Origin of the sequence: Halonotius sp. GCM10025705 (assembly GCF_042662885.1) — an archaeon.
Taxonomy (GTDB): Archaea; Halobacteriota; Halobacteria; order Halobacteriales; family Haloferacaceae; genus Halonotius; species Halonotius aquaticus.
Genome location: NZ_JBHSZD010000001.1, coordinates 2,204,830 through 2,225,737 on the forward strand (window position 1 = coordinate 2,204,830; position 20,908 = coordinate 2,225,737).

At 63.5% G+C, this 20,908-nt stretch carries 13 protein-coding genes and 3 pseudogenes; 13 read left to right on the forward strand and 3 right to left on the reverse strand.

Going from position 1 to position 20,908, the window contains the following annotated elements; genetic code table 11:
- Positions 1-35: 35 nt before the first annotated feature.
- The 13 genes and pseudogenes from ACFQJB_RS12340 to ACFQJB_RS12400 all read left to right on the forward strand — a co-directional run bounded on the left by ACFQJB_RS12340 (position 36) and on the right by ACFQJB_RS12400 (position 15,115).
- Positions 36-626 carry a 50S ribosomal protein L15e gene (locus ACFQJB_RS12340; RefSeq protein ID WP_120101489.1) on the forward strand — a complete coding sequence of 197 codons (591 nt, stop codon included), beginning with the start codon at positions 36-38 and terminating at the stop codon, positions 624-626.
- Positions 627-759: 133 nt separating this feature from the next.
- A complete protein-coding gene (locus ACFQJB_RS12345; RefSeq protein ID WP_120101490.1) occupies positions 760-2,514 on the forward strand; it encodes a methyl-accepting chemotaxis protein in 1,755 nt (584 codons plus the stop codon).
- A gap of 55 nt (positions 2,515-2,569) precedes the next feature.
- Positions 2,570-3,394 carry an SAMP-activating enzyme E1 gene (gene ubaA / locus ACFQJB_RS12350; protein WP_379727738.1) on the forward strand — a complete coding sequence of 275 codons (825 nt, stop codon included), beginning with the start codon at positions 2,570-2,572 and terminating at the stop codon, positions 3,392-3,394.
- Between the two features lie 114 nt (positions 3,395-3,508).
- Positions 3,509-4,858, forward strand: a complete 1,350-nt coding sequence (gene thiD, locus ACFQJB_RS12355) for a bifunctional hydroxymethylpyrimidine kinase/phosphomethylpyrimidine kinase (protein WP_379727740.1) — start codon at positions 3,509-3,511, stop codon at positions 4,856-4,858.
- 60 nt (positions 4,859-4,918) lie between these two features.
- Positions 4,919-7,597, forward strand: coding sequence for a DNA mismatch repair protein MutS (mutS, locus tag ACFQJB_RS12360; RefSeq protein ID WP_379727742.1), 2,679 nt, complete (start codon positions 4,919-4,921; stop codon positions 7,595-7,597).
- 231 nt (positions 7,598-7,828) lie between these two features.
- A complete protein-coding gene (locus ACFQJB_RS12365; RefSeq protein ID WP_379727744.1) occupies positions 7,829-8,080 on the forward strand; it encodes a hypothetical protein in 252 nt (83 codons plus the stop codon).
- Positions 8,081-8,083: 3 nt separating this feature from the next.
- Entirely contained in the window at positions 8,084-8,356 is a 273-nt protein-coding gene (locus ACFQJB_RS12370; protein ID WP_379727746.1) for a DUF7123 family protein, read from the forward strand.
- A gap of 250 nt (positions 8,357-8,606) precedes the next feature.
- Positions 8,607-9,044, forward strand: a complete 438-nt coding sequence (locus tag ACFQJB_RS12375; RefSeq protein ID WP_120101497.1) for an NUDIX hydrolase — start codon at positions 8,607-8,609, stop codon at positions 9,042-9,044.
- A complete protein-coding gene (mutL, locus tag ACFQJB_RS12380) occupies positions 9,037-10,830 on the forward strand; it encodes a DNA mismatch repair endonuclease MutL (RefSeq protein WP_379727748.1) in 1,794 nt (597 codons plus the stop codon). The genes ACFQJB_RS12375 and mutL overlap by 8 nt, the downstream gene beginning before the upstream one ends.
- On the forward strand, positions 10,782-11,360 hold the full coding sequence (locus ACFQJB_RS12385) for a hypothetical protein (RefSeq protein ID WP_379727750.1): 579 nt from the start codon (positions 10,782-10,784) through the stop codon (positions 11,358-11,360). The genes mutL and ACFQJB_RS12385 overlap by 49 nt, the downstream gene beginning before the upstream one ends.
- 60 nt (positions 11,361-11,420) lie before the next feature.
- Positions 11,421-12,401 carry a bifunctional 2-dehydro-3-deoxygluconokinase/2-dehydro-3-deoxygalactonokinase gene (gene kdgK1 / locus ACFQJB_RS12390; RefSeq protein ID WP_379727752.1) on the forward strand — a complete coding sequence of 327 codons (981 nt, stop codon included), beginning with the start codon at positions 11,421-11,423 and terminating at the stop codon, positions 12,399-12,401.
- Between the two features lie 502 nt (positions 12,402-12,903).
- A pseudogene (locus ACFQJB_RS12395) lies at positions 12,904-14,315 on the forward strand (dihydrolipoyl dehydrogenase family protein).
- A 77-nt stretch (positions 14,316-14,392) separates the two neighbouring features.
- A complete protein-coding gene (locus ACFQJB_RS12400) occupies positions 14,393-15,115 on the forward strand; it encodes a phosphoglycerol geranylgeranyltransferase (RefSeq protein WP_379727754.1) in 723 nt (240 codons plus the stop codon).
- Here ACFQJB_RS12400 and ACFQJB_RS12405 read toward each other — a convergent pair.
- The 3 genes and pseudogenes from ACFQJB_RS12405 to smc all read right to left on the reverse strand — a co-directional run bounded on the left by ACFQJB_RS12405 (position 15,112) and on the right by smc (position 20,901).
- Positions 15,112-16,356 carry a DUF418 domain-containing protein gene (locus tag ACFQJB_RS12405; RefSeq protein ID WP_379727756.1) on the reverse strand — a complete coding sequence of 415 codons (1,245 nt, stop codon included), beginning with the start codon at positions 16,354-16,356 and terminating at the stop codon, positions 15,112-15,114. The two genes, ACFQJB_RS12400 and ACFQJB_RS12405, sit on opposite strands and share 4 nt — an antisense overlap.
- Before the next feature lie 56 nt (positions 16,357-16,412).
- Positions 16,413-17,329: pseudogene (locus tag ACFQJB_RS12410) on the reverse strand (segregation/condensation protein A).
- Positions 17,322-20,901, reverse strand: a pseudogene (gene smc, locus ACFQJB_RS12415) (chromosome segregation protein SMC). Before smc ends, ACFQJB_RS12410 begins: the two co-directional pseudogenes overlap by 8 nt.
- Positions 20,902-20,908 lie beyond the last annotated feature (7 nt).

Genomic DNA, 20,908 nt, shown 5'->3' on the forward strand with positions numbered 1-20,908 from the left:
CTGACCGACTGAATCGCAAGCGCCCGAGGACAACTATGGCACGAAGCGTCTACTCACACATCCGCGAAGCATGGGAGAGCCCAAGCGAGGGCAAACTCGCCGAACTACAGTGGCAGCGCAAACAGGAATGGCGGAACCAAGGAGCGATCGAACGCGTCGATCGCCCAACCCGCCTCGATAAGGCTCGCTCGCAGGGCTACAAAGCAAAACAAGGCGTCGTTGTCGCCCGCGTGTCCGTCCGCAAGGGCGGGGCGCGCAAGCAGCGACACAAAGCCGGCCGCCGTACCAAACGGCAGGGCGTCAACCGCATCGGCCGCCGGAAATCGATCCAGCGCATCGCCGAGGAGCGCGCCTCCCGGAAATACCGCAACCTCCGGGTGCTGAACTCCTACTGGGTCGGCGAAGACGGCTCACAGAAATGGCACGAGGTCATCCTCATCGACCCGAACCATCCCGCCATCGAGGCCGACGACGACCTCAACTGGATCTGCGAGGATCAACACAAGGGTCGGGCGTTCCGTGGCCTCACCAACGCGGGCGACAAAGGCCGCGGCATGCAGACCCGTGGGAAAGGGACTGAGCACGCGCGCCCGAGCGTCAACAGCGATCGCAACCGCAGCAAGTAGCTGCTCACCTCGGTCTCACGACCGCTGCTCACCGATCGAGCCCCGGGTTCGGGCTGTTTTCCGTCGAATTGTCGATTCCCAGACAGTGATAACCTACATCTTTTTCTTATATTAGACTGATGTACCGGACGTTATGTCACTGCTCGATAGCTACGAAGCCGTCCTCTGGAAGACGATGGACTGGCTCCGGATCACCGACTCCGTCCGTCGGAAGATGCTGGCAGCGGTGGCGATCCAGTTCAGCGTCGCCATCGGTCTCTTTGGGCTCCCGTTCGTCCTGTCGGGAACGGTACTGACAGCGATCCAGGCCTTGTTGTTCACTGGCGCGACTGTGGCGTTTATCAACACAGCCCTGATCGTCCAGCGGGATCTGATCGACCCACTGGCCGACATCGAAACCGCCGCCGGACGAATCGCTGAGGGCCACGTCGAAACTGAGGCCGTCGCCACCGACCAGCCTGACGAGGTCGGCGAACTCACCCGCTCGTTCAGCGCGCTGCAGTCCTATCTTGCGACGGTCTCCGCACAGGCTGACGCCTTGGCCGAACAGGAGTTCGACGACGACGCCCTCGATGAGTCAGTCCCCGGCCCCTTCGGTGAATCGCTGACCCGGATGGCTGACAACCTCGAAGCCCACACCAACGAGGTCGAAACCCGCTCGGCCCGGCTTGAACGCCTTGTCGAGGCCTTCGAGGAGTCGACGACCGCCGCCATCGACGGCGATCTGACGGCGACCATCGACCCCGCCGTCGTCAACGACGAGGACGGCACCTACACCGTAGTTATCGAGCGATACAACGAACTGCTGCGAACACTCCAGGAATCCCTCGGCGAGACCGCCGCCTTCGCCGCTGAGGTCTCCCGATCGACCGACAGCGTCGTCGAGAGCACGACCGAACTTGACCGCGCGGGCGACGAGATCGCCGCCGCCACCGACGAGATCGCCGCCGGAGCCGACGAGCAACGCGAGCAGCTCCAAGCCGCCGTCAGCGAGGTCAACACGCTGTCGGCGACCGTCGAGGAGATCGCCGCCTCCGCCGAGGAGGTCAGCCGAACGGCCGAAACCGCAAGCGAGGCCGCCACCGAGGGCCGCCAAGAGGTGACCGATACGATCGCGGAACTCGATGAGATCGAAGTCGAGATCACCGAGGCCGCCGACAGCGTTGAGGCACTCGGCAGCCGGATCGACGAGGTCGACGAGATCGTTTCGGTGATCACCGATATCGCCGAACAGACCAACCTGCTCGCACTCAACGCCTCGATCGAAGCCGCCCGCGCCGGCGAGGAGGGCGATGGCTTCGCGGTTGTCGCCGAGGAGGTCAAAAGTCTCGCCGAGGAGACGAAAGACGCCGCCGGTGAGATCGCCGACCGCCTCGAAGAGATTCAGGCCCAATCCGACGACACGATCGCCGAGGTTGAATCAGCCAGCCAGCGCGTCAGCGAGAGCACCGACGCCGTCGAACGCTCACTGGGTCGGTTCGATGAGATCGCTGAGGTCGTCACCGAGTTGAGCGACAGCGTCCACGAGATCAGCGACGCGACCGACCAACAGGCCACCTCCGCAGAGGATGTCGCGGCCGTCGTGGATGAGGTCGCCGACATCAGCGATGAGACCGCCGAGGATGCCGCCAGCGCGGCGTCGGCGGCCGAACAGCAGACGGTGTCGCTGTCGACCGTTTCGGAGACGGTCGAATCACTCGCCAGCGAGGCCGACGAACTCGAATCGCTCCTCTCGCAGTTTGATCTTGAAGAGGACGTGGCCACCGAGGGAGCGACCGGCCAGCGCGACACGGTCAACACGAACGGCGCGGATACAAACGAGGACGGCGACGTGATCGAACACACCGAGTCGACGAACGATCCGTTTACTGTCCCGGCCAACAACTGAGCCACCCGAGCAGTGACATCCGCGGTCTTATTTTGCTGTCGCCCAACCTGGGGCTATGAGCCTCTCGCTGGATGCAACCCAACTTGACCGCTACTCGCGGCATCTCATCACCGACGAGATCGGCCCCGAGGGGCAGGCAACACTGCTGGATAGCAGTGTCCTCGTCGTCGGCGCGGGCGGCCTCGGCGCGCCGGTTATCCAGTATCTCGCGGCCGCCGGCGTCGGCACGCTTGGTGTCGTTGATGACGATGTCGTCGAGCGGTCAAATCTCCAGCGACAGGTGATCCACGCCGACAGCGATGTGGGCCGGCCGAAAGTCGAGAGCGCGGCGGCGTTCGTCGCCGACCTCAATCCCGACGTGACGGTCGAAACCCACGACCGACGCCTCAGCCCCGACAACGCCGCCGAACTGATCGCCGACTACGACCTCGTTGTCGATGGCTCCGACAATTTCCCGACGCGATACCTGCTCAACGACGCCTGTCGGCTGGCGGGGGTTCCGCTGGTCAACGGCGCGGTCTACAAGTTTGAAGGCCAGGTCACGACGCTCGTTCCCGACGGGCCCTGCTACCGATGTCTGTTTCCTGAGGCCCCTGATCCGGGTACCGTCCCCGACTGTGCGACGACCGGCGTGTTGGGTGTGCTGCCGGGCACCATCGGCTGTCTGCAGGCGACCGAAGCCGTGAAACTGCTGGTCGGGGTTGGCGACCCGCTGGTCGGCACGCTGCTGTCGTATGATGCGATGGAACTTGCGACCGAACGCGTCCCCTACCAGCAGTCGCCGGACTGCCCGGTCTGCGGCGAGGACAGCATCGACTCGATCGCCGCGGTCGACTACAGCGACGGCTGCGGGATCAACGACCCACAACCGAACGCCTGAGATCGACGGCGACAGCACCCGGTGAGTCCCGCGACTTTTTACCGAAACCGACGTATCGGTAGCTATGACGAGTGGTGTCACCCAACCGACCGCTTCTCGCATCCGAATCAACCCATGACGCGTACACACGCACCTGTCTCCCCGCCGGTAACCCTCACCATCGCCGGCAGCGACTCCGGCGGCGGCGCGGGGATCCAAGCGGATCTCAAAACGATCGAAGCCCACGACGCCTTCGGCACCTCGGCGATCACGGCGACGACCGCCCAGAACACGACCGGTGTCGAGGATATCAACGTCCTCCCGACCGACCACATCGCCGCCCAGTACGACGCCGTCGTCGACGACTTTGATGTCGGTGCGATCAAAACCGGCATGCTTGCCACCGCTGCGGTGATCGAGACCGTCACCGGTTGCCTCGCCGAGTTCGACGGCCCGGTTGTCGTCGACCCTGTCATGGTCGCGGCGACCGGCGACCGCCTGCTGAGCGAGGACGCCGAAGCCGCCTACGAGGCGTTGTTCGATCACGCGACGCTCGTGACGCCGAACGCCGACGAAGCCGAACTGCTGACCGACCGGACGGTCGATAGCGTCGACGCCGCCGAGGCCGCGGGCCGCGATATCGTCGAGTTAGGGGCTGACGCCGCGCTCGTGAAGGGCGGCCACATCGACGGCGACGACGTTGTCGACACGCTCGTCATCGACGAGTCAGCCACCGACGCAACCCACACCGAAGGGTTCAGCCACCCGCGCATCGACACCGACGCGACGCATGGCTCGGGCTGTACGCTCTCCAGTGCTATCGCCGCCCGCTTGGCCCACGAGGAAACGCTCACCGAGGCCGTCGCCGGCGGCGTCGCGTTCATGGAGCGGGCCGTCCGCTACGGGATCGATGCCGGAAGCGGCCCGGGCTCAGTCCACCACCTCGTCGAGATGCGCGAACGCGCCGACCGCGAGGCGACAACCGCCGCCGTCGAGCGGATCGTCGCCCGACTGGTCAAGGCCAACGTCGAACCCCTCGTTCCCGCCGGCGGCATGAATGTCGTTGGTGCGACCCGATACGCCGAGTCAGCCGCCGAGGTTGTCGGTGTTGACGGCCGCCTCAGCCAAACGCGAACCGGGATCCGACACAACGCCGGGGTTCGATCCGGTGTCGGCAGCGACCTCGCCCACCAGCTCTTAGCTGCCCGCGAGGCGTTCCCCGCGCTCCGGTTTGCGGCCACCTGTCGCCTTGACGACGCTGTCGAGCAAGCTCTCGACACACTCGATGGGGCGGTCGTCCGCGGTTCAGGGGCGAGCGCGACCGAGGTCGTCGCAACCGCACTCGACGATGCTGACGCGCCCCCAGCAGCGATCATCGACGCCGGTGGTGCGGATCGACAGCCCGCGGTGATCGTGGCTGCACCCACGGCGGCGACGCTCCGCAAGCGGCTGGTGGGGCTTCACGACGCGCTAATTACGGAGTGACGGCGGCACCACTGCCACCTGCATCGTAGCGTTTTAGCGACTGTCCGCCCCACGGCCGGTATGTCTCAGGGAATCGTCGGCCAGTTTCACGCGCTGAAGGCCGACAGCGACGCCGATCTGGTGGCGATGCAGTGCGGCGATTTCTACGAGTTTTTCGACGATGACGCCGAGTGTGTGGCTGCCGAACTGGATCTGACAACCTCCACGAAATCCTCCGGCGGCGAATCCTACCCGATGGCTGGCGTACCGGTCTCGGAACTCCAACCGTACCTCACCGCGCTCGTCGAACGCGGCTACACCGTCGCTGTCGCCGACCAGTTCGAAGATGATTCGGGCGACTTCTACCGAGAAATCACCCGCCGCGTCACGCCCGGCACACTGCTGGAAACCGCCGACAGCGACGCCCAGTATCTCGCAGCGGTCGTCGCACCCGCTGCCGACGACAACGCCGCCGACAGCGGCCCCTACGGACTTGCCTTCGCCGACATCACAACCGGCCAGTTCCTTGTCACCGAGGTCGCAGATGCCGACAGCGCGGTCGCCGAATGCTATCGGTTCGACCCCGTCGAACTGCTGCCTGGCCCGGCCGTCCGCACCGACGACGCGTTCCTCGATGCGGTCACCGACCGCAGCAACGCCGAGGTGACGCTGCACACCACCGATGCCTTTGCGCCCGGACGAGCGACCCATGCCGTCACCGAACAGTTCGGCGACGAAACCGCCGACAGCATCGGGCTGGACTCCGAGTTGGCCCGTCGGGCTGCGGGTGCAATTCTCGCGTACGTCGCCGAAACTGGCGTCGGCGTCCGGCAATCGATGACCCGGCTTCAGCCGTATACAGCCGACGACCATCTGACGCTCGATGCGACGACCCAGCGCAACCTCGAACTCGTTGAGACGATGCAGGGCGACAGCGACGGCTCGTTGTTGGCGACGCTCGATCACACCGAAACGAGTCCGGGGCGTCGCCTGCTGCGGGAGTGGCTGACCCGGCCGCGTCGCGACCACACAACGTTGGATCGCCGCCTCGACAGCGTCGCCGCCGTCGCCTCGGCCGCGCTTTCCCGCCAACGACTCCAGGAAACGCTTGCGGGCGCGAGCGATCTCGAACGCCTCGCCAGCCGCGTCGCCAGCGGGAGCGCGGGCGCAACCGAGTTGCTATCGATCCGTGACACGCTGGCACTGCTGCCCGATATCGCCAGTGAACTCACGGATGGTGAACTCGCAGACTCGCCACTACCCGGCGTTCTCGCCGACATCGACCGGGACGCCGCAGCCGACCTTCGGGCAACGCTGGGCGATGCCATCGTTGCGGATCCACCACAGACGGTGACACAGGGCGAACTTTTCAAACGCGGCTACGACGACGACCTCGATGATCTCATCGACCAACATGAGGCCGCCAAGGAGTGGCTCGATGGGCTGGCTGACCGTCTCAAACAGCGACATGGACTCACCCACGTCTCGGTCGGCCGCAACAAAACCGACGGCTACTACGTCCAGGTCGGCCAGTCGGAAGCCGACGCCGTCCCCGATTCCTTCTCGCACGTCAAGACGCTGAAAAACTCACAACGGTTTGTCACCGACGAGTTAGCCGAGCGTGAGCGCGAAATCCTTCGCTTGGAAGAACAGCGCGGCGACCTCGAATATGAGCTCTTTGAGGCACTCCGCGAAACCGTTGCCGAGCAGGCAGCGTTGCTGCAAGACGTGGGCCGAGCTATCGCCGAACTCGATGTCTACTGCTCGCTGGCAACTCACGCCGCCGCCAACGGCTGGTGCCGCCCGACACTGGCCGAGCCGGGAACTCTCGACATCACGGCTGGTCGCCATCCCGTCGTCGAACAGGCCACCGAGTTCGTGCCTAACGACCTCCGGCTTGACGACGACCGCGGCTTTCTGCTTGTGACGGGGCCGAACATGAGCGGGAAATCGACCTACATGCGACAGGCCGCGCTGATTACCTTACTCGCACAGGTTGGCAGCTTTGTTCCCGCCGACGCGGCGACCGTCGGCGTCGTCGACGGGATCTACACCCGCGTTGGCGCACTCGATGAGCTCGCCCAGGGTCGATCGACGTTCATGGTTGAGATGCAGGAGCTCTCCAACATCCTCCATTCGGCGACCGACGAATCGCTGGTGATCCTCGACGAAGTCGGTCGTGGCACCGCGACCTACGATGGGATTTCGATCGCATGGGCCGCAACAGAGTATATTCACAACCGAATCGGCTGTCACTGTTTGTTTGCGACCCACTACCATGAGCTAACCGCGCTGGCCTCCCATCTCGACCGCGTTGGCAACGTCCACGTCGCCGTCGCCAACGAGGGCGAGAGCAACGAGGAGATCACCTTCCTCCGGACGGTCGAAGCGGGCGCGACAGACCGCTCCTATGGGATTCACGTCGCCGATCTTGCGGGCGTCCCTGATCCTGTTGTTGGCCGCGCGCGCGATGTCCTCGACAAACTTCGGTCGGAGAAGGCTGTCGAAGCGAAAGGCAGCGGCTCCGATGAGCCGACACAGGCGGTTTTTGATCTGAGTGCGGGTGAGTTTCGGGCGGCCAACAACGGTGCGGACGCTGCCGCGGCAACCGAGACGAGTGAGGCGCCCGATCCGGCGGTCACATCGGTACTCTCGGAGTTAGAGGCGACCGATATCGATGAAACACCGCCGGTCGAGCTGATGGCGAAGGTACAGCAGTGGCAAGAACAGCTCGCCGACGCTGATGACGTCCAGCACTGAGCGGCACCGAAACTCATATTTAAACACGGTGGTCGTTCATTCACCGGTGATTTTTGCTTGTAGGAAAGTAAGTGGCTGAGATACAATTGTAAAAGGTCTAACGCCGTTTGAGCGAATTATAAACTATCAGTTGAGTACGTTTTACGACGTTTTAGACGATGAATTCTCCCGAACGCTCGGGCTATTATATATGGGTACGGCCTGTTGACACGGGTAGACGGTGAGCACTCAATGACAGGTTCCCCATCAACCGTTGGTCGGTCGCCGCCGGCCGAAGCTGAGTCGCCCCCGCAGGCCTCCTATAGTCTGTCGCTCACCCAGCCGATCCGCTGGCTTGGCTTCTGGGCGGCGATCGTCCTGCCGGCAGTCTACCTGCCAGTCCTCTCCCTCGGTATCGGCACGCACACTGGGGCAGTCTTCCTTGGACTGCTCGGTTGTCAACTGCTCGCATTGCTTGCTGGCCACCAGTATAAGAGACCATAATCTATGACTGCGACGACCCAACCCGTTCAGACCGAGGAATCGCCCGACGTAGATAGCCCCCAATCGAAGGAGGCACGGCTTGCCAACTATCTGCGTGAGCGTGCCGACGCCGGCGATATGTACTTCAAAAGCAAGTTTATCGCTGAGGAAGTCGGCCTCTCCGCCAAAGAGATCGGTGCCCTGATCGTCAAGCTCCAAGACTCGATCGACGACCTCTCGATCGAACGGTGGTCGTACACCGGCGCGACGACGTGGCGCGTCGAGCGAACCGCCTGAGTGCTCACCGTCGATCCACCCCACTCCTTTCGGTGCTGTTCTGTCACCGCTGGCAACGAGTACCGTCAACTTCCGGTGTCGTAGAACGCACTCTGCGCGCTGACATGACACGGAAGCAACAATGGATTCATACCGCTCACCCACAAAACTCAGCTAATGCAATCGTTCGCTTCCCATCGATCCGCCAGCAGCCGAGTGGTCGGCTGCCAGCCGGACGAGGTGAATCACCGCCGACACCTCCCACCTACCGATGACTGACCAACCGTTGATCGCCGAAGTCAGCCAGAAGGCACTCATCCGATCGCCTGCCGACGAGCTACTGGTGATGCAGGTCGACGCCGATACCTGGGAACTCCCCGGCGGTCGGATGGGGGCGACCGAGGCCCCGATCGTCGGACTGAAACGGGAGGTAACCGAGGAGACCGGCCTCTCGGTGACCGTCGGCGAGCCGATCCACACCGCCGCCTGGCGCAACGACGTTGGCCGCGGACGGTTCAGCGTCGTCTACTACTGTGAGGCTGAGACGACCGATGTTGAGCTCAGCGACGAGCACTGTGATTACGAGTGGGTCTCGCCGTCGACCGCCCGCGATGCGTTTCTGACGGTGAGTATCCACCAGACGGCGATCGATCGGCTGTTGGCTGCCGAAGAGTCGCCGATCGGACAGACGGCTGCCACCGATGACTGAGGACGCTGCCCCCACCGACGGTGCTATCCGCCATCTCGACGAACAGACTGTCCAGCGGATCGCGGCCGGCGAGGTCGTCGAACGACCTGCCTCCGTCGTCAAGGAACTCATCGAAAACAGCCTTGATGCGGGTGCAACCCGGATCGCCGTCGCCATCGAAGGTGGCGGTACTGAGCACATCCGCGTCCGCGATAACGGCCACGGAATCCCCGAATCCGAGCTCTCGCTGGCGGTCGCCGAACACGCAACGAGCAAGATCAGCGATATCGATGATCTCGACGCCGGTGTCGGCACTCTCGGCTTTCGTGGTGAGGCTCTCGCCACGATCGGTGCTGTCTCCCGGCTAACGGTTCGCTCGCGGCCGGCCGACGCCGCCTCGGGAGCCGAACTCACCGTCGACGGCGGCGATGTCGGCGGGATCGATCCTGCCGGCTGTCCGGTCGGGACGACCGTCGAAGTCAACGACCTATTTTACAACACGCCGGCCCGCCGGAAGTTCCTCAACCGCGACCGCACCGAGTTCGATCACGTCAACACGGTCGTCAGCCAGTATGCCCTGGCAAACCCCGATGTCGCCGTCGCCTTCGAGCACGACGGCCGGGAAGTGTTTGCGACCGAGGGCACCGGCTCGCTGCGCTCGGCTGTGCTCGCGGTGTACGGCCGCGATGTCGCCGAAGCGATGATCGAAGTCGACTATGAGCCAGACAGCGATGGGCCAATTGCACGCATCTCGGGGCTTGTCAGCGACCCGGAGACGACCCGAAGCACTCGATCGTATCTGGCGACGTTCGTCAACGACCGATACGTGACGGCGTCGCTGCTGCGGGGCGCGGTTGTCGACGCCTACGGCGGCCAACTGGCTCCTGACCGATATCCCTTCGCTGTGCTCTTTGTCGATGTCCCGCCAGGATCGGTCGATGTCAACGTCCACCCGCGCAAAACAGAGGTACGGTTCGACGACGAGGATGCCGTTGAATCCGCTGTCCGCGAGGCTGTGACCGACGCCCTGCTTGAGGATGGCTTGATCCGCTCGTCGGCCCCCCGCGGGCGATCGGCACCCGAGGAGACAGCTATCGAGCCGGAATCCCCCGACACAACCGCTGTCGGCGGTGGCGACCGTGGTGAAGCTGGTGACGCTGTTGGGGTCGGCGATGTCGACGCCGATCGTTCGTCTGACCGCGATGATACCGCTTCTCCTGTTGAACCTTCCACCGTCAACGACGCCGCTGACGATACGGCCGATCCCCAGACCTCGGAGTCAGAGGCGACGCCTACAGAGCCCACTGACGGCGTCGATTCTGCCGAGCCGGTCGATCCAAGCGCGGAGGACAGTTGGGTCGTCGACGACATCGCGACCGAGTCGACACCGACCGAATCCGTCGAGCAGGCGACCGATCCGGTGACAGCAGCCGACTCGCCGACACCGGACGAGCAGTCGACAGCAGGTGAGCTGTCGACAGCAGACGACTCAGCAACAGACACCCCCGCAACAGATACTCCCGCAACGCCGGACACCACCGCAGCGACGACACCAGCGGAATCGTCGGCCGAATCCCCCCAGTCGAGCATGGTGAGACTGGCAGTACTGCCACTGACGAAACCCCCACTCCCCACCCACCCGCTGACGCGCGGGACTTCGAGCCAACGCAGCCAACGACCCAGCGAACGCTCACCGGCGAGTCGACGACCGTCGAGCGGGGGTATGACACGTTGCCGGCCCTTCGGGTGCTCGGCCAGTTGTATGACACCTATCTGCTGGCGGCGACCGACGATGGGCTGGTGTTGATCGACCAGCATGCCGCCGACGAGCGCGTCAACTACGAACGCCTCCAAACTGCTCTTGGCGAGTCGCCGGCAACTCAGACACTCGCCGAGCCGGTGTCGTTGGAACTCACCGCCCGCGAGGCAGCCCTCTTCGAGTCGGTTGCCGACCACCTCGCTGCGATCGGCTTCCGCGCCGAGCGCGTCAGCGACCGCGAGGTTGCTGTCACCGGTGTCCCGGCGATCTTCGAGACGACACTGGAACCCGAGTTCCTTCGTGACGCGCTGCTCGGTGTCGTCGAATCAGCTGACGGCGATGCAACTGTTGAAGCTGCCATCGACGAGTTGCTCGCCGATCTCGCCTGTCATCCCTCGGTGACCGGCAACACCTCGCTCACTGAGGGCTCAGTTGTTGACCTGCTGTCGGCCCTCGACGACTGTGAGAATCCTTATGCCTGCCCGCATGGTCGGCCGGTGCTCATCGAGATTACCCGTGAGGAGATCACCGACCGCTTCGAGCGCGACTACCCCGGCCACGGTCGGCGCGCGGAGTGACAACGGCTGGAATTAAGAGCCGTACCGCCCAACCACGCGGTATGCACGGCGGTCGATACTATGGCTGAGTTGGTGACGTTCGGCGAGACGATGCTCCGGCTTTCGCCGCCTCGCGGCACGCGACTTGAAACGGAGGGTGAGCTGGACGCACAGGTCGGTGGCGCCGAAAGCAACGTTGCCGCCGCCGCAAGCTGTCTCGGCGTCGACGCAGCGTGGTGCTCGAAGCTCCCGGCAAACCCACTCGGGCGGCGGGTCACTCGCGCGCTCCGCGGCCACGATGTGACGCCCGCGGTTGCGTGGGATGACAGCGATACCGCCCGCCTCGGCACCTACTATCTCGAATACGGGGCCGACCCCAGAGAGACGACTGTTGTCTACGACCGTGCCAATGCGTCGATCACGACGGTCAGTACTGATGAACTCGACACCGAGTGGGTCGCCGACGCTGACGTGTTCCACACCACCGGGATCACGCCCGCGCTCAGCGACGCCACCGCCGAGACGACACATGACCTCCTCGACATCGCTGCGGAGGCCAACACGCTGTGTTCGTTCGATCTCAACTATCGCTCGAAGCTCTGGTCACAGGAGGCGGCCGCGATCGCCTATGATAGCCTGCTGCCCCGCGTCGACCTCCTGTTTGCGCCGCTCAGAGATGCCAAAAGCATCCTCGGCTACGACGGCGACGCCGAAGCGGTCGCCCGTGAGCTGGCCGCCGACTATGAGCTTGATGCGGTTGTCGTCACTCGCGGCGCGGATGGCTCGCTCGCACTCGTCGACGAAACGGTCATCGAAGAAGGGATCTACTCGGATGAGACGGTTGATGCCATCGGCACCGGCGACGCGTTTGTCGGCGGCTTCCTCGGTGAACTGCTCACCAACGGCGACGGCGCGTTGACGCCGGCGCATGTCGAAACCGCCCAGGCGCATGCGGCGGCGGCTGCGGCGGTCAAGCGGACGATCACGGGTGATGTGTTGGTCTCGACGCGCGCGGAGATCGAGTCGGTGCTTGCTGATGAGTCGGCTGGAATCTCCCGATAAGAACGGAACCCGATCGCAACTGCTGCACCGCACGCCTGCCCGGAATGAACTGCGGTGCCTGCCCGGAAGTCGCGTGCCGCCTGCCCGGAGACGGCCACCGCCTGCCCGGAACACGGTCAGACGGTAGCTAAACCGACGAGTACGATTATAATAAAAAGTGGGATCAGGTTTTCAGAATAGATAATTTAAGCGCGCTGGTAGCACTGTTATCGTCGCCGTCTTGGAGGGTGTACCGATCATGATATACGCATTGCATTATTGTGATTGATATTTCAAACACCACTTATTTATATCATACGTCGAAACGCACAGTTGTCGCCTCGTGTCAACGACGGCGACTGTCGAACACGCCTGCCCGGAACAGGTCGGGAAGTGATACGTGCTTCCCACATCTACGCCTTTCTCGTTGCGTGACTTTCACTGCCCCCAGCAGTAGCTGCGCTTGTGATGCCGCGCCGGCCAGCCGCCATACGGTTTTGTAGCCGCGGGCCGACCGCCGACCATGCACGTCCTCGTTATCGGTGCCTACGGCAGCGCGGGGTCAGCCGTCGCTGACACCTTGACCGAACATGTCGGCAGCGATATCGATCGACTGACGCTCGTCGATGACGGCGACCCCGGCGGCGGGCTCTGTATTCGCAACGGCTGTATGCCCTCAAAAGAGGTGTTGTCGACGGCGGCCCACCGGTTTCAGGCTCGCGTCGACGACCGGCTTGCGGGCGACCCGCCGACGATCGACCTCGACCGTGTCGTCGCCCGGAAGGACGACCATGTCGACCGCTTCGCAGCCCATCGCCGGGAGGCGATCCATGGCTGACTGACCGCGCGGGCGTCGAGTTCATCCACGACACCGCCCGCTTCGTCGACGACCGCGTTGTCGACATCGACGGCGACCGCTACGAGCCCGATTACGTCGTCATCGCCACGGGCTCCTCGCCGTCCATCCCTGATCTGCCTGGTATGGACGCCGTTGAGCCGCTGACGAGCAAGGACGTGCTCGCGTCGACTGACCTCCCCGACTCGGGGGTCGTCATGGGCTTTGGCTATATCGGCCTCGAACTCGTGCCGTATCTCGCTGAGGCGGGTGTCGACCTCACCGTTATCGAACACGATGCCCGGCCGATCGACGAGGCCGATCCGATTTTCGGCGACGAACTCATGACACTCTATCGGGCGGCGTTCGGCGTCGACATCCTCACCAACGCCACCGAACAGCGGCTCGAACCGACCGATGATGGCGGCGTTCGGCTCTACGTCGACGACGAGAACGACCAAACCGACGACCGGGCTATCGAAGCCGACGCACTGTTCACGTTTACCGGGCGCCGCCCCTCGATTGATCGCCTTGGCCTCGACACCACAGCGATCGACCCCGGTGCGGGCTGGGTCGACGACACGATGGCTGCTGTCGACGACGAGCAGGTGTTTGTCGTTGGCGACGCAAACGGCAAGGAACCGATCCTCCATGTCGCCAAAGAACAAGGGTTCGCTGCCGCCGAGAATATCCTCGCTCACCACGCCGGCGAGCCGATGGATCCCTACGAAACTGTCCACCATCACGTCATCTTCTCGGGGGCCAGCGTCTACCCCTTCGCTCGGGTAGGCCACACACCCGAGACGGCCGACGCCGCCGGTCACGAGGTTGTCACCGCGACCCGGTGGGCCAAAGACGACGGCGTGTTCACCGTCAAGGATCTTCCCCACGGTCTCGCTCGCCTGACTGTCGATGCCGACACCGGCACCGTGCTTGGCTATCAGGGGCTCCATGCCCACGCCGACACGATGGCGAAAACGCTGCAGGTACTCGTCGAGAACGAACTCGATGTCCGCGAGGTGCCGGATCGGGCCTATCACCCGACGCTGCCGGAACTGCTCGATGGGTTGCTCCGGGAGACGGCATCGAAACTGGCGTAAGTTCGGCCGCTTGGTCGACACACCGCCTTTCTCGCCACCGTACGCTTTTTATTCTCAGCGCGAGCATCCAATAGCCAATGAGCACACCTTGGGCGGAGTGGGATCATATCCTCAAGATCGACCCCGACAAGCCCCTCGTCGAGGGCGAGACGTTCGCGGATGTCTGTCAGACCGGCACCGACGCCATCGAGATCGGCGGCACCCTCGGGATGACCGAAGACAAGATGCAGCGCGTCGTCGACGCCTGCGCCGAGTACGACGTGCCGCTCTACCAGGAGCCATCAAATCCGAGCGTCGTCATCGACTCGCCGGATCTCGATGGCTACCTGATCCCGACGGTGTTCAACTCGACGGATCCCTTCTGGATGGTCGGCGCACACAAGGAGTGGGTGCGCATCGAGGACGGCCTCGATTGGGATCGCACGACGACCGAGGCCTACATCGTGATGAACCCCGAGGCCTCCGTCGCCGAGTACACCGAGGCCGACTGCGAGCAGTCCGCTGAGGATGTCGGCGCCTTCGCCCGCGTCGCCGAGAAGATGTTCGGACAGGAGATCGTCTACGTCGAATACTCCGGTACCTTCGGCGACCCTGAGATCGTCCAGGCTGCCGCCGACGGCCTCGACGACGCGACGCTGTTCTACGGCGGCGGGATCGGCGACTACGACAGTGCCTACGAGATGGGCCAGCACGCCGACGTGATCGTCGTCGGCGACCTCCTCCACGAAGAAGGCTGTGATGCGGTTCGAGAAACCGTCGAGGGCGTCACCGACGCTCACGCCGCGTCGACACCGAACTAATCGCCGGTTGCGTCGGCGGATCGATCGTTTCGTAGCGGTGGTCGACGCCCATATGTGACGGCACGCCAGAGCCATTCGGCGGGGCCAAACCGGAAGTACCGCAGCCACAGCACCGAGAGGGCGATCTGTCCCGCCCAGATGCCAACGACGATCCCAGCCTGTTCGACGCGGGTCACACTCCCGAACAGTCCGAGGCCATGGCCGTAGAAGATCGAGGTGGCGACCAGCGTCTGCAACAGGTAGTTGCTAAAGGCGGTTCGGCCGACGGCCGACAGCGCGGTCGTCACGAGCCCGCCGCCGACGCGACGACACAACAGCATGATGCCGGCGATATACGCGCCGGCCAGCAGGAGGCTCCCCCAGTAGTTGAACTGTGAGCCAAAAAACAGCGATTCGCGGGCGGCCCAGTCGACTGCCTCGGTATACCAGACGCCGGCGAGAATCAGCGCAAGTCCGCCCAACAGGCCGCCAGCGAGGAGTCGCCGGTAGAATGACGTTGATCGCTCATTCGTGAGGACGCCCCATTTGAACAGCGCCATCCCAGCCAGCATCAGCCCGCTTGTCCGCCAGAAGACGACGCTGATGAAGCCGCCGGTCTGTTGGGCGAACGCTGTCGGCACGCGGTGGTCGAGCTGGGCGAGCCAGCCGCTCCGATAGGTTTCGACCTCCGCAAGCAACGTGGCTTCGGCGGGTGCCCACTGGGCGGCGACCGCCTGTGTCGACCCCGGTGAGAGCCCTGAGATAATATACAGCAGCGAGGGAACCGCCACCAACACCAGGCCGGTTCGCGCAAGCTGTTTTGGTTCCCAATCGCGGACGAAGACGACGACCAACCCACACAGCGCGTAGGGGACGAGGATATCGCCGTACCACAGCAGGTACGCATGCGCGAGGCCGGCTGCCAGCAGAAATCCGGTTCGGCGATAGTGGAGGCCCAACACCTCGTCTTCATCCTTACCCTGGGTAAAGAGGATGATCCCTGCACCAAACATGACGGTAAACAGGGTGATGAACTTTCGCTCGGCGACGATGTGACTCACCAGCCAGACGAGGTAGTTTGCTCCGGCGAACTCGCCGTAAGGCATTGTCGACGCGTACACTGTCGGGTTGTTCAGCGTCGCAAACGGCATCGCAAAGACCTGGATGTTGATGATGAGAATCCCAAGTAAGGCAAACCCACGGAGCACGTCGAGGCCGAGAATCCGTTCCTCGGGCGGCGTGGGAGACGGGTCGGAGGTCACTGTTTCCGTGTCGAGCGAGATACCACATAAACACACCGCCGCTCGATCGCCGTCACTCAGTCGGCCGTTGCTTCGAGTTCCTCGTCGGGTTCCTCTTGTGCATCGTCTCCAGATCGCTGTGCGGGATCCTGCACCCAGAGGTCGCCGAAGAGATCATCCTGCTGCAGCCGGAGTTCGCCGCGGTGCGACAGGAACAACAGTGCGAGATAGGTCATGAACGGCCGGCCGCCGGCGGACTTGATTTCGGCGTACAGCACCTCGCTGCGGCCATTGTCGAACTCGGGGGCAAGCGCGGCCTGCACCTGTTCGATGACGTGGTCGATATCCTCGGTGTGGGTGTTGGCGGTCACGTCGCCTTCGGTCGGTTCGTCATCTTCCCGAAAATCGTCGGCCGCGCGGTAATCGACCGTCTGGGTGCCGTACCCCCGCCGCCGGTGTCGCTGGTGTCGTACTCCCGGCGTCGCTTCCACCAGTTGTCGCGTTCGGCCTCCCGAAGTTCGCGGACGAGTTCGTCCAGCGTTTCGGGGTTGCCACGGGTGCTTTTCCGGTCGAGGCGACGATCCATCTCGGCTTCAAGCTCGTCGACCGGGTCGAAGCCGGGCGCGCCTCCCTCGTCGGCGGCACGCTCACCGCCTTCGAAGGCTTGCTCCCACGGTTCGGGCTCGTCGTCTGGCTCGTCCTCGGTTGGATCGAGCAGTTCGTCGCCTTTCATCCGCAGGAGGACACTGGCGTAGAACAGTGCTCGCGCGCTCGTGCGCAGATCAGTCGCTTCGAGTTTCGAGAGGAAAGCGTCGGTGACCTCGACGATGTCAATATCCCACGGCTCGATTTCGCCTTCCTCGGCCAACTGCACCAACAGTTCGACGGGTTCGACTTCGTCATCGTCGGCGGTCGGCTCCGGCGGTCGCTCTTGGTCGTCGCTGTACTCACCGGCGATCCCATCGAGACCAACCGAATCGGGGAGATCAGTCATCGGCTGGCACCTCCGCGTCCGCGTCGTCGCCGTCGAACTGAATGCCGGTCACCGCACTGTAGTTGTCGTCCTGCATCGTCACGCCGATAGCGCGCTCGGAGCGTTCCAAGAGCGCGGAGCGATGAGAGACGACGACGAACTGGGCGTCGCCGGCCAGATCGTCGACCATCTCGCCGACGCGCTCGGCGTTGACCGCATCGAGGAAGGCGTCGATCTCATCGAGGGCGTAGAACGGCGCGGGGTTGTGTCGCTGGATGGCGAAGATGAAGGCCAGCGCTGTCAGCGATTTCTCGCCGCCGGACATCGCTGCGAGTCGCTGGATCGGTTTGTCCGCGGGCTGGGCCTTCATCGTCAGTCCGCCCTCGAAGGGGTCGTCGGGGTCTTCTAAGACGAGTTCGCCTGAGCCGTCGGAGAGCCGCGAGAAGATGTCCTGGAAGTGGCCGTTGATCGACTCGAAGGCGTCCATGAACGTCGCCTTCTTCTGGGATTCGTACTGGTCGATCCGGTCGCGGATGCCGTCGCGTTCCTCCTCAAGCGTGTCGCGGCCATCGACGAGTTCCTCAAGGTCAGCTTCGACCTCCTCGTACTCGTCGATAGCGAGCATGTTGACCGGCTCCAGTTTCTCCATCTCGGTTTCGAGGCGGTCGATGTTGGACTCGACCTCGTCGTGATCGGGAACCTCCTCGGGGTCGTAGTCGCCGACGGCCTGCTCCAGTTCGTCGATCTCCCATTCGAGGCGATCGCGCTCCTCGCGGGCCGACTGGAGTTTTGACTCGATTTCGCCGACGGCCTCCTTGGCCTCGTCGCGCTCGGCTTGGGCGTCTTTGACTGTCGCCTTCAGGTCTTCGCGCTCGTCTTTGAGATCGACCAACTCGGCTTCCAACTCCTCGATAGCTTCGCGTTTCTCGTCGAGGTTGTCCTCCTTGTCCTCGATCTGGCTTTCCAACTCGCTGATCTCGTCTTGGGCGTCGGCCTTCCGGTCTTGGGCCGCTTCGACGGTGTCGTGGAGGTCGTCGATGGCCTCCTCCGCGTACTGCTGTTCGAGCTGTTGTTCGTTGAGTCGCCCTTCGAGATCGTCCATCCGGTCTTCGTGGTCACGGATCTCCTCGCGGATCGCGTCGGCTTCGTCGGTCAACTCGGGGATTTTTGACTCGGCCAACTCGGCTTCGAGGTCGTCGATTTCCGCGTCGATCTCCTCGCGTTCGCTCTCGATCTCATCGAGTTCGGCATCGACCTCGGCCATCTCTTCTTCGACAGCCTCGCGTTCGGCTTCGATCTCGTCGAGGCGCGCTTCGAGGTCGTCAATCTCGCTTTCGGCGTCGTCGATCTCCTCGTGGGTGCGTTCGATATCGGCCTCGATGGATTGGACTTTCTCGACGGCGTCGGATTTGCGGTCGCGGGCGGCGTCGATCTGCTCCTCAAGGTCGCGGATTTCGTCTTCGTGCTGGCGGCGTTTGTCTTCGAGTTGGTCGATTTCCTCAGCGAGGCGTTCGAGTTTACCGCCGCCCGATGCCGAAAAGGCGTAGCGGGAGCCGCCGCCGGAGCCGCCGGTCATCGCGCCGCTTTTCTCGACGAGGTCGCCGTCCAACGTGACCATCCGGAACTGGCCCATGAACTCGCGGGCTGTTTCCATATCCTCGACGACGAGTGTCGAGCCGAGCACGTACGAGAAAATGCCCTCGTATTTGCTGTCGTACTCGACGAGGTTGCGCGCGAAGTCGACGACACCCGGATGGGAGGAGGGTCGGCAGCCCGCGGTTGTCCATCTCCGTAATTGGGAGGAAGGTCGCCCGGCCGGCGTTACGTGATTTGAGGTAGTCGATACACTCCGAGCCGACGCCGTCGTCGTCGACGACGACGTTGGCGAGCCGGCCGCCAGCCGCGGTCTCACAGGCGGTCGCATACTCGCTGTCGACGCTACCGAGATCGCCGACCGCGCCGTGGACGCCGCGTTTACCGGCGTTGAGGATTGTCGTCACCGACCGCGGCCACGAGCTGTCGTCGTCGCTGCGGGCCTCGATGTCGGCGTACTCCGATTGTTTCTCGCGGAGCTTCGCTTCGACCTCCTCCAACTCGGCTTTCGTTTCCTCGCGGTCATCCCGGAGCGCGCCGATTGAGGCTTCGATCTTCGATTTGTTCTTTTCGGCTTTGTCGAGTTCGCTCTGGAGGTTCGAGAGCTCGGCTTTGAGATCCGGAATCGCCTCTTGGGCCTCCGTGAGATCGGCTTGGGCCTCCTCGACTTCGGTCGAGCGTCGCCGAGCGTCGTCGAGCAGGCGATCCTTCTTCCGTTGGATATCGTTGGCCTGCGTCTTTAGCTCCTCGCGTCGCTCCTTTTTGTCGGCCAACTCGGCTTTGAGTTCGTCGAACTCGGTGTCGGCGTTGTCGATCTCGTCTTGGATCTCGGCGAGGTCGGCCTGCTTGCTCTGGATCGTGCTTTTGACCGATGCCTGCTCGACTTTGAGATCCTTGATCGTCGACTCAATCTCATCGAGTTCCTCCTGCTTGCGGTCGATCTGGACGAACGCTTGCCGGCGTTCGTCCTCGGCATCCTCGATCCGGCCTTCGGCGGCCTCAATCCGGCCTTCGAGGCGGTCGATCTCCCCTTTGATCGACTCCATCTCGCGTTTGAGCCGCAACTGCTCGTCTTCGCCCTTGCGTTCGATTTCGCGGTTGAGCTCCTCCAGTTCGTCTTCCAGCCGGGTGAGGCGGCCCTGCGCGCTGTCGAGGGTGTCCTGCCGCTCAGCGAGGGTCTCCTCGTGGCTGTCGATCTGGTCTTCGATCTCGTCGAGTTCGGCGCGTTTATCCTCCAGTTCGGCGGCTTTCAGGTAGCCCTCGTACTCCTGTTTCTCGTCGCGTAAGGACTGATATTCGAGGGCTGTGTCACGTTCGTCAGCCAGCTGGTCGAGTCGCTCTTCTTTTTCCTCGATTTTGAGCGTCGCCTCGTTGATCCGCTCCTCGACGGCGTCGAGTTCCTCGAAGGCGGATTCCTTCTTGGCGTCGAACTCGGCGACGCCGGCGATCTCGTCGATGATGCCGCGCCGCTGGCCGGCTGACATGTTGATGATCTCAGTCACGTCGCCTTGCATGACGACGTTGTACCCCTCAGGGGCGATGCCGGCCTGCGAAAGGAGGTCCTGAATGTCGCCGAGATTCACCGAGCGTTCGTTGAGGTAGTAGTACGAATAGTAGTTGTCGTCGGTCTGCTTGACGCGGCGTTTGATCGTGATCTCCTCGACATCGCCGACGCGGTCGGTGCCGGCGGCGGTGACGACCTGCTCGCGGGTGAGCGTCCCCGCGCTGTTGTCGAGGATGACCTCGACGCTGGCCTCGCGTGGGCCATCGTCGGTTGAGGCCTCGCCGTCGTGGCCAGGGTTGTAGATCAGATCAGTTAGCTTCTCGGCGCGGATGCCACGGGTTTTCGCGAGTCCGAGGGCAAAGAGCACGCCGTCGATGATGTTCGACTTCCCCGAGCCGTTTGGCCCGGTAATCACGGTAAAATCTTCGTACAGCGGAATACGCGTCGGCCGCCCGAAACTCTTGAAACCGTCTAAGACGAGGGCTTTGATGTGCATGGATGAA

Coding starts and splice junctions, on each gene's coding strand:
- ACFQJB_RS12340 (WP_120101489.1), top strand. CDS start 36: ATGGCACGAAGCGTCTACTCACACATCCGCGAAGCATGGGAGAGCCCA.
- ACFQJB_RS12345 (WP_120101490.1), top strand. CDS start 760: ATGTCACTGCTCGATAGCTACGAAGCCGTCCTCTGGAAGACGATGGAC.
- ubaA (WP_379727738.1), top strand. CDS start 2,570: ATGAGCCTCTCGCTGGATGCAACCCAACTTGACCGCTACTCGCGGCAT.
- thiD (WP_379727740.1), top strand. CDS start 3,509: ATGACGCGTACACACGCACCTGTCTCCCCGCCGGTAACCCTCACCATC.
- mutS (WP_379727742.1), top strand. CDS start 4,919: ATGTCTCAGGGAATCGTCGGCCAGTTTCACGCGCTGAAGGCCGACAGC.
- ACFQJB_RS12365 (WP_379727744.1), top strand. CDS start 7,829: ATGACAGGTTCCCCATCAACCGTTGGTCGGTCGCCGCCGGCCGAAGCT.
- ACFQJB_RS12370 (WP_379727746.1), top strand. CDS start 8,084: ATGACTGCGACGACCCAACCCGTTCAGACCGAGGAATCGCCCGACGTA.
- ACFQJB_RS12375 (WP_120101497.1), top strand. CDS start 8,607: ATGACTGACCAACCGTTGATCGCCGAAGTCAGCCAGAAGGCACTCATC.
- mutL (WP_379727748.1), top strand. CDS start 9,037: ATGACTGAGGACGCTGCCCCCACCGACGGTGCTATCCGCCATCTCGAC.
- kdgK1 (WP_379727752.1), top strand. CDS start 11,421: ATGGCTGAGTTGGTGACGTTCGGCGAGACGATGCTCCGGCTTTCGCCG.
- ACFQJB_RS12400 (WP_379727754.1), top strand. CDS start 14,393: ATGAGCACACCTTGGGCGGAGTGGGATCATATCCTCAAGATCGACCCC.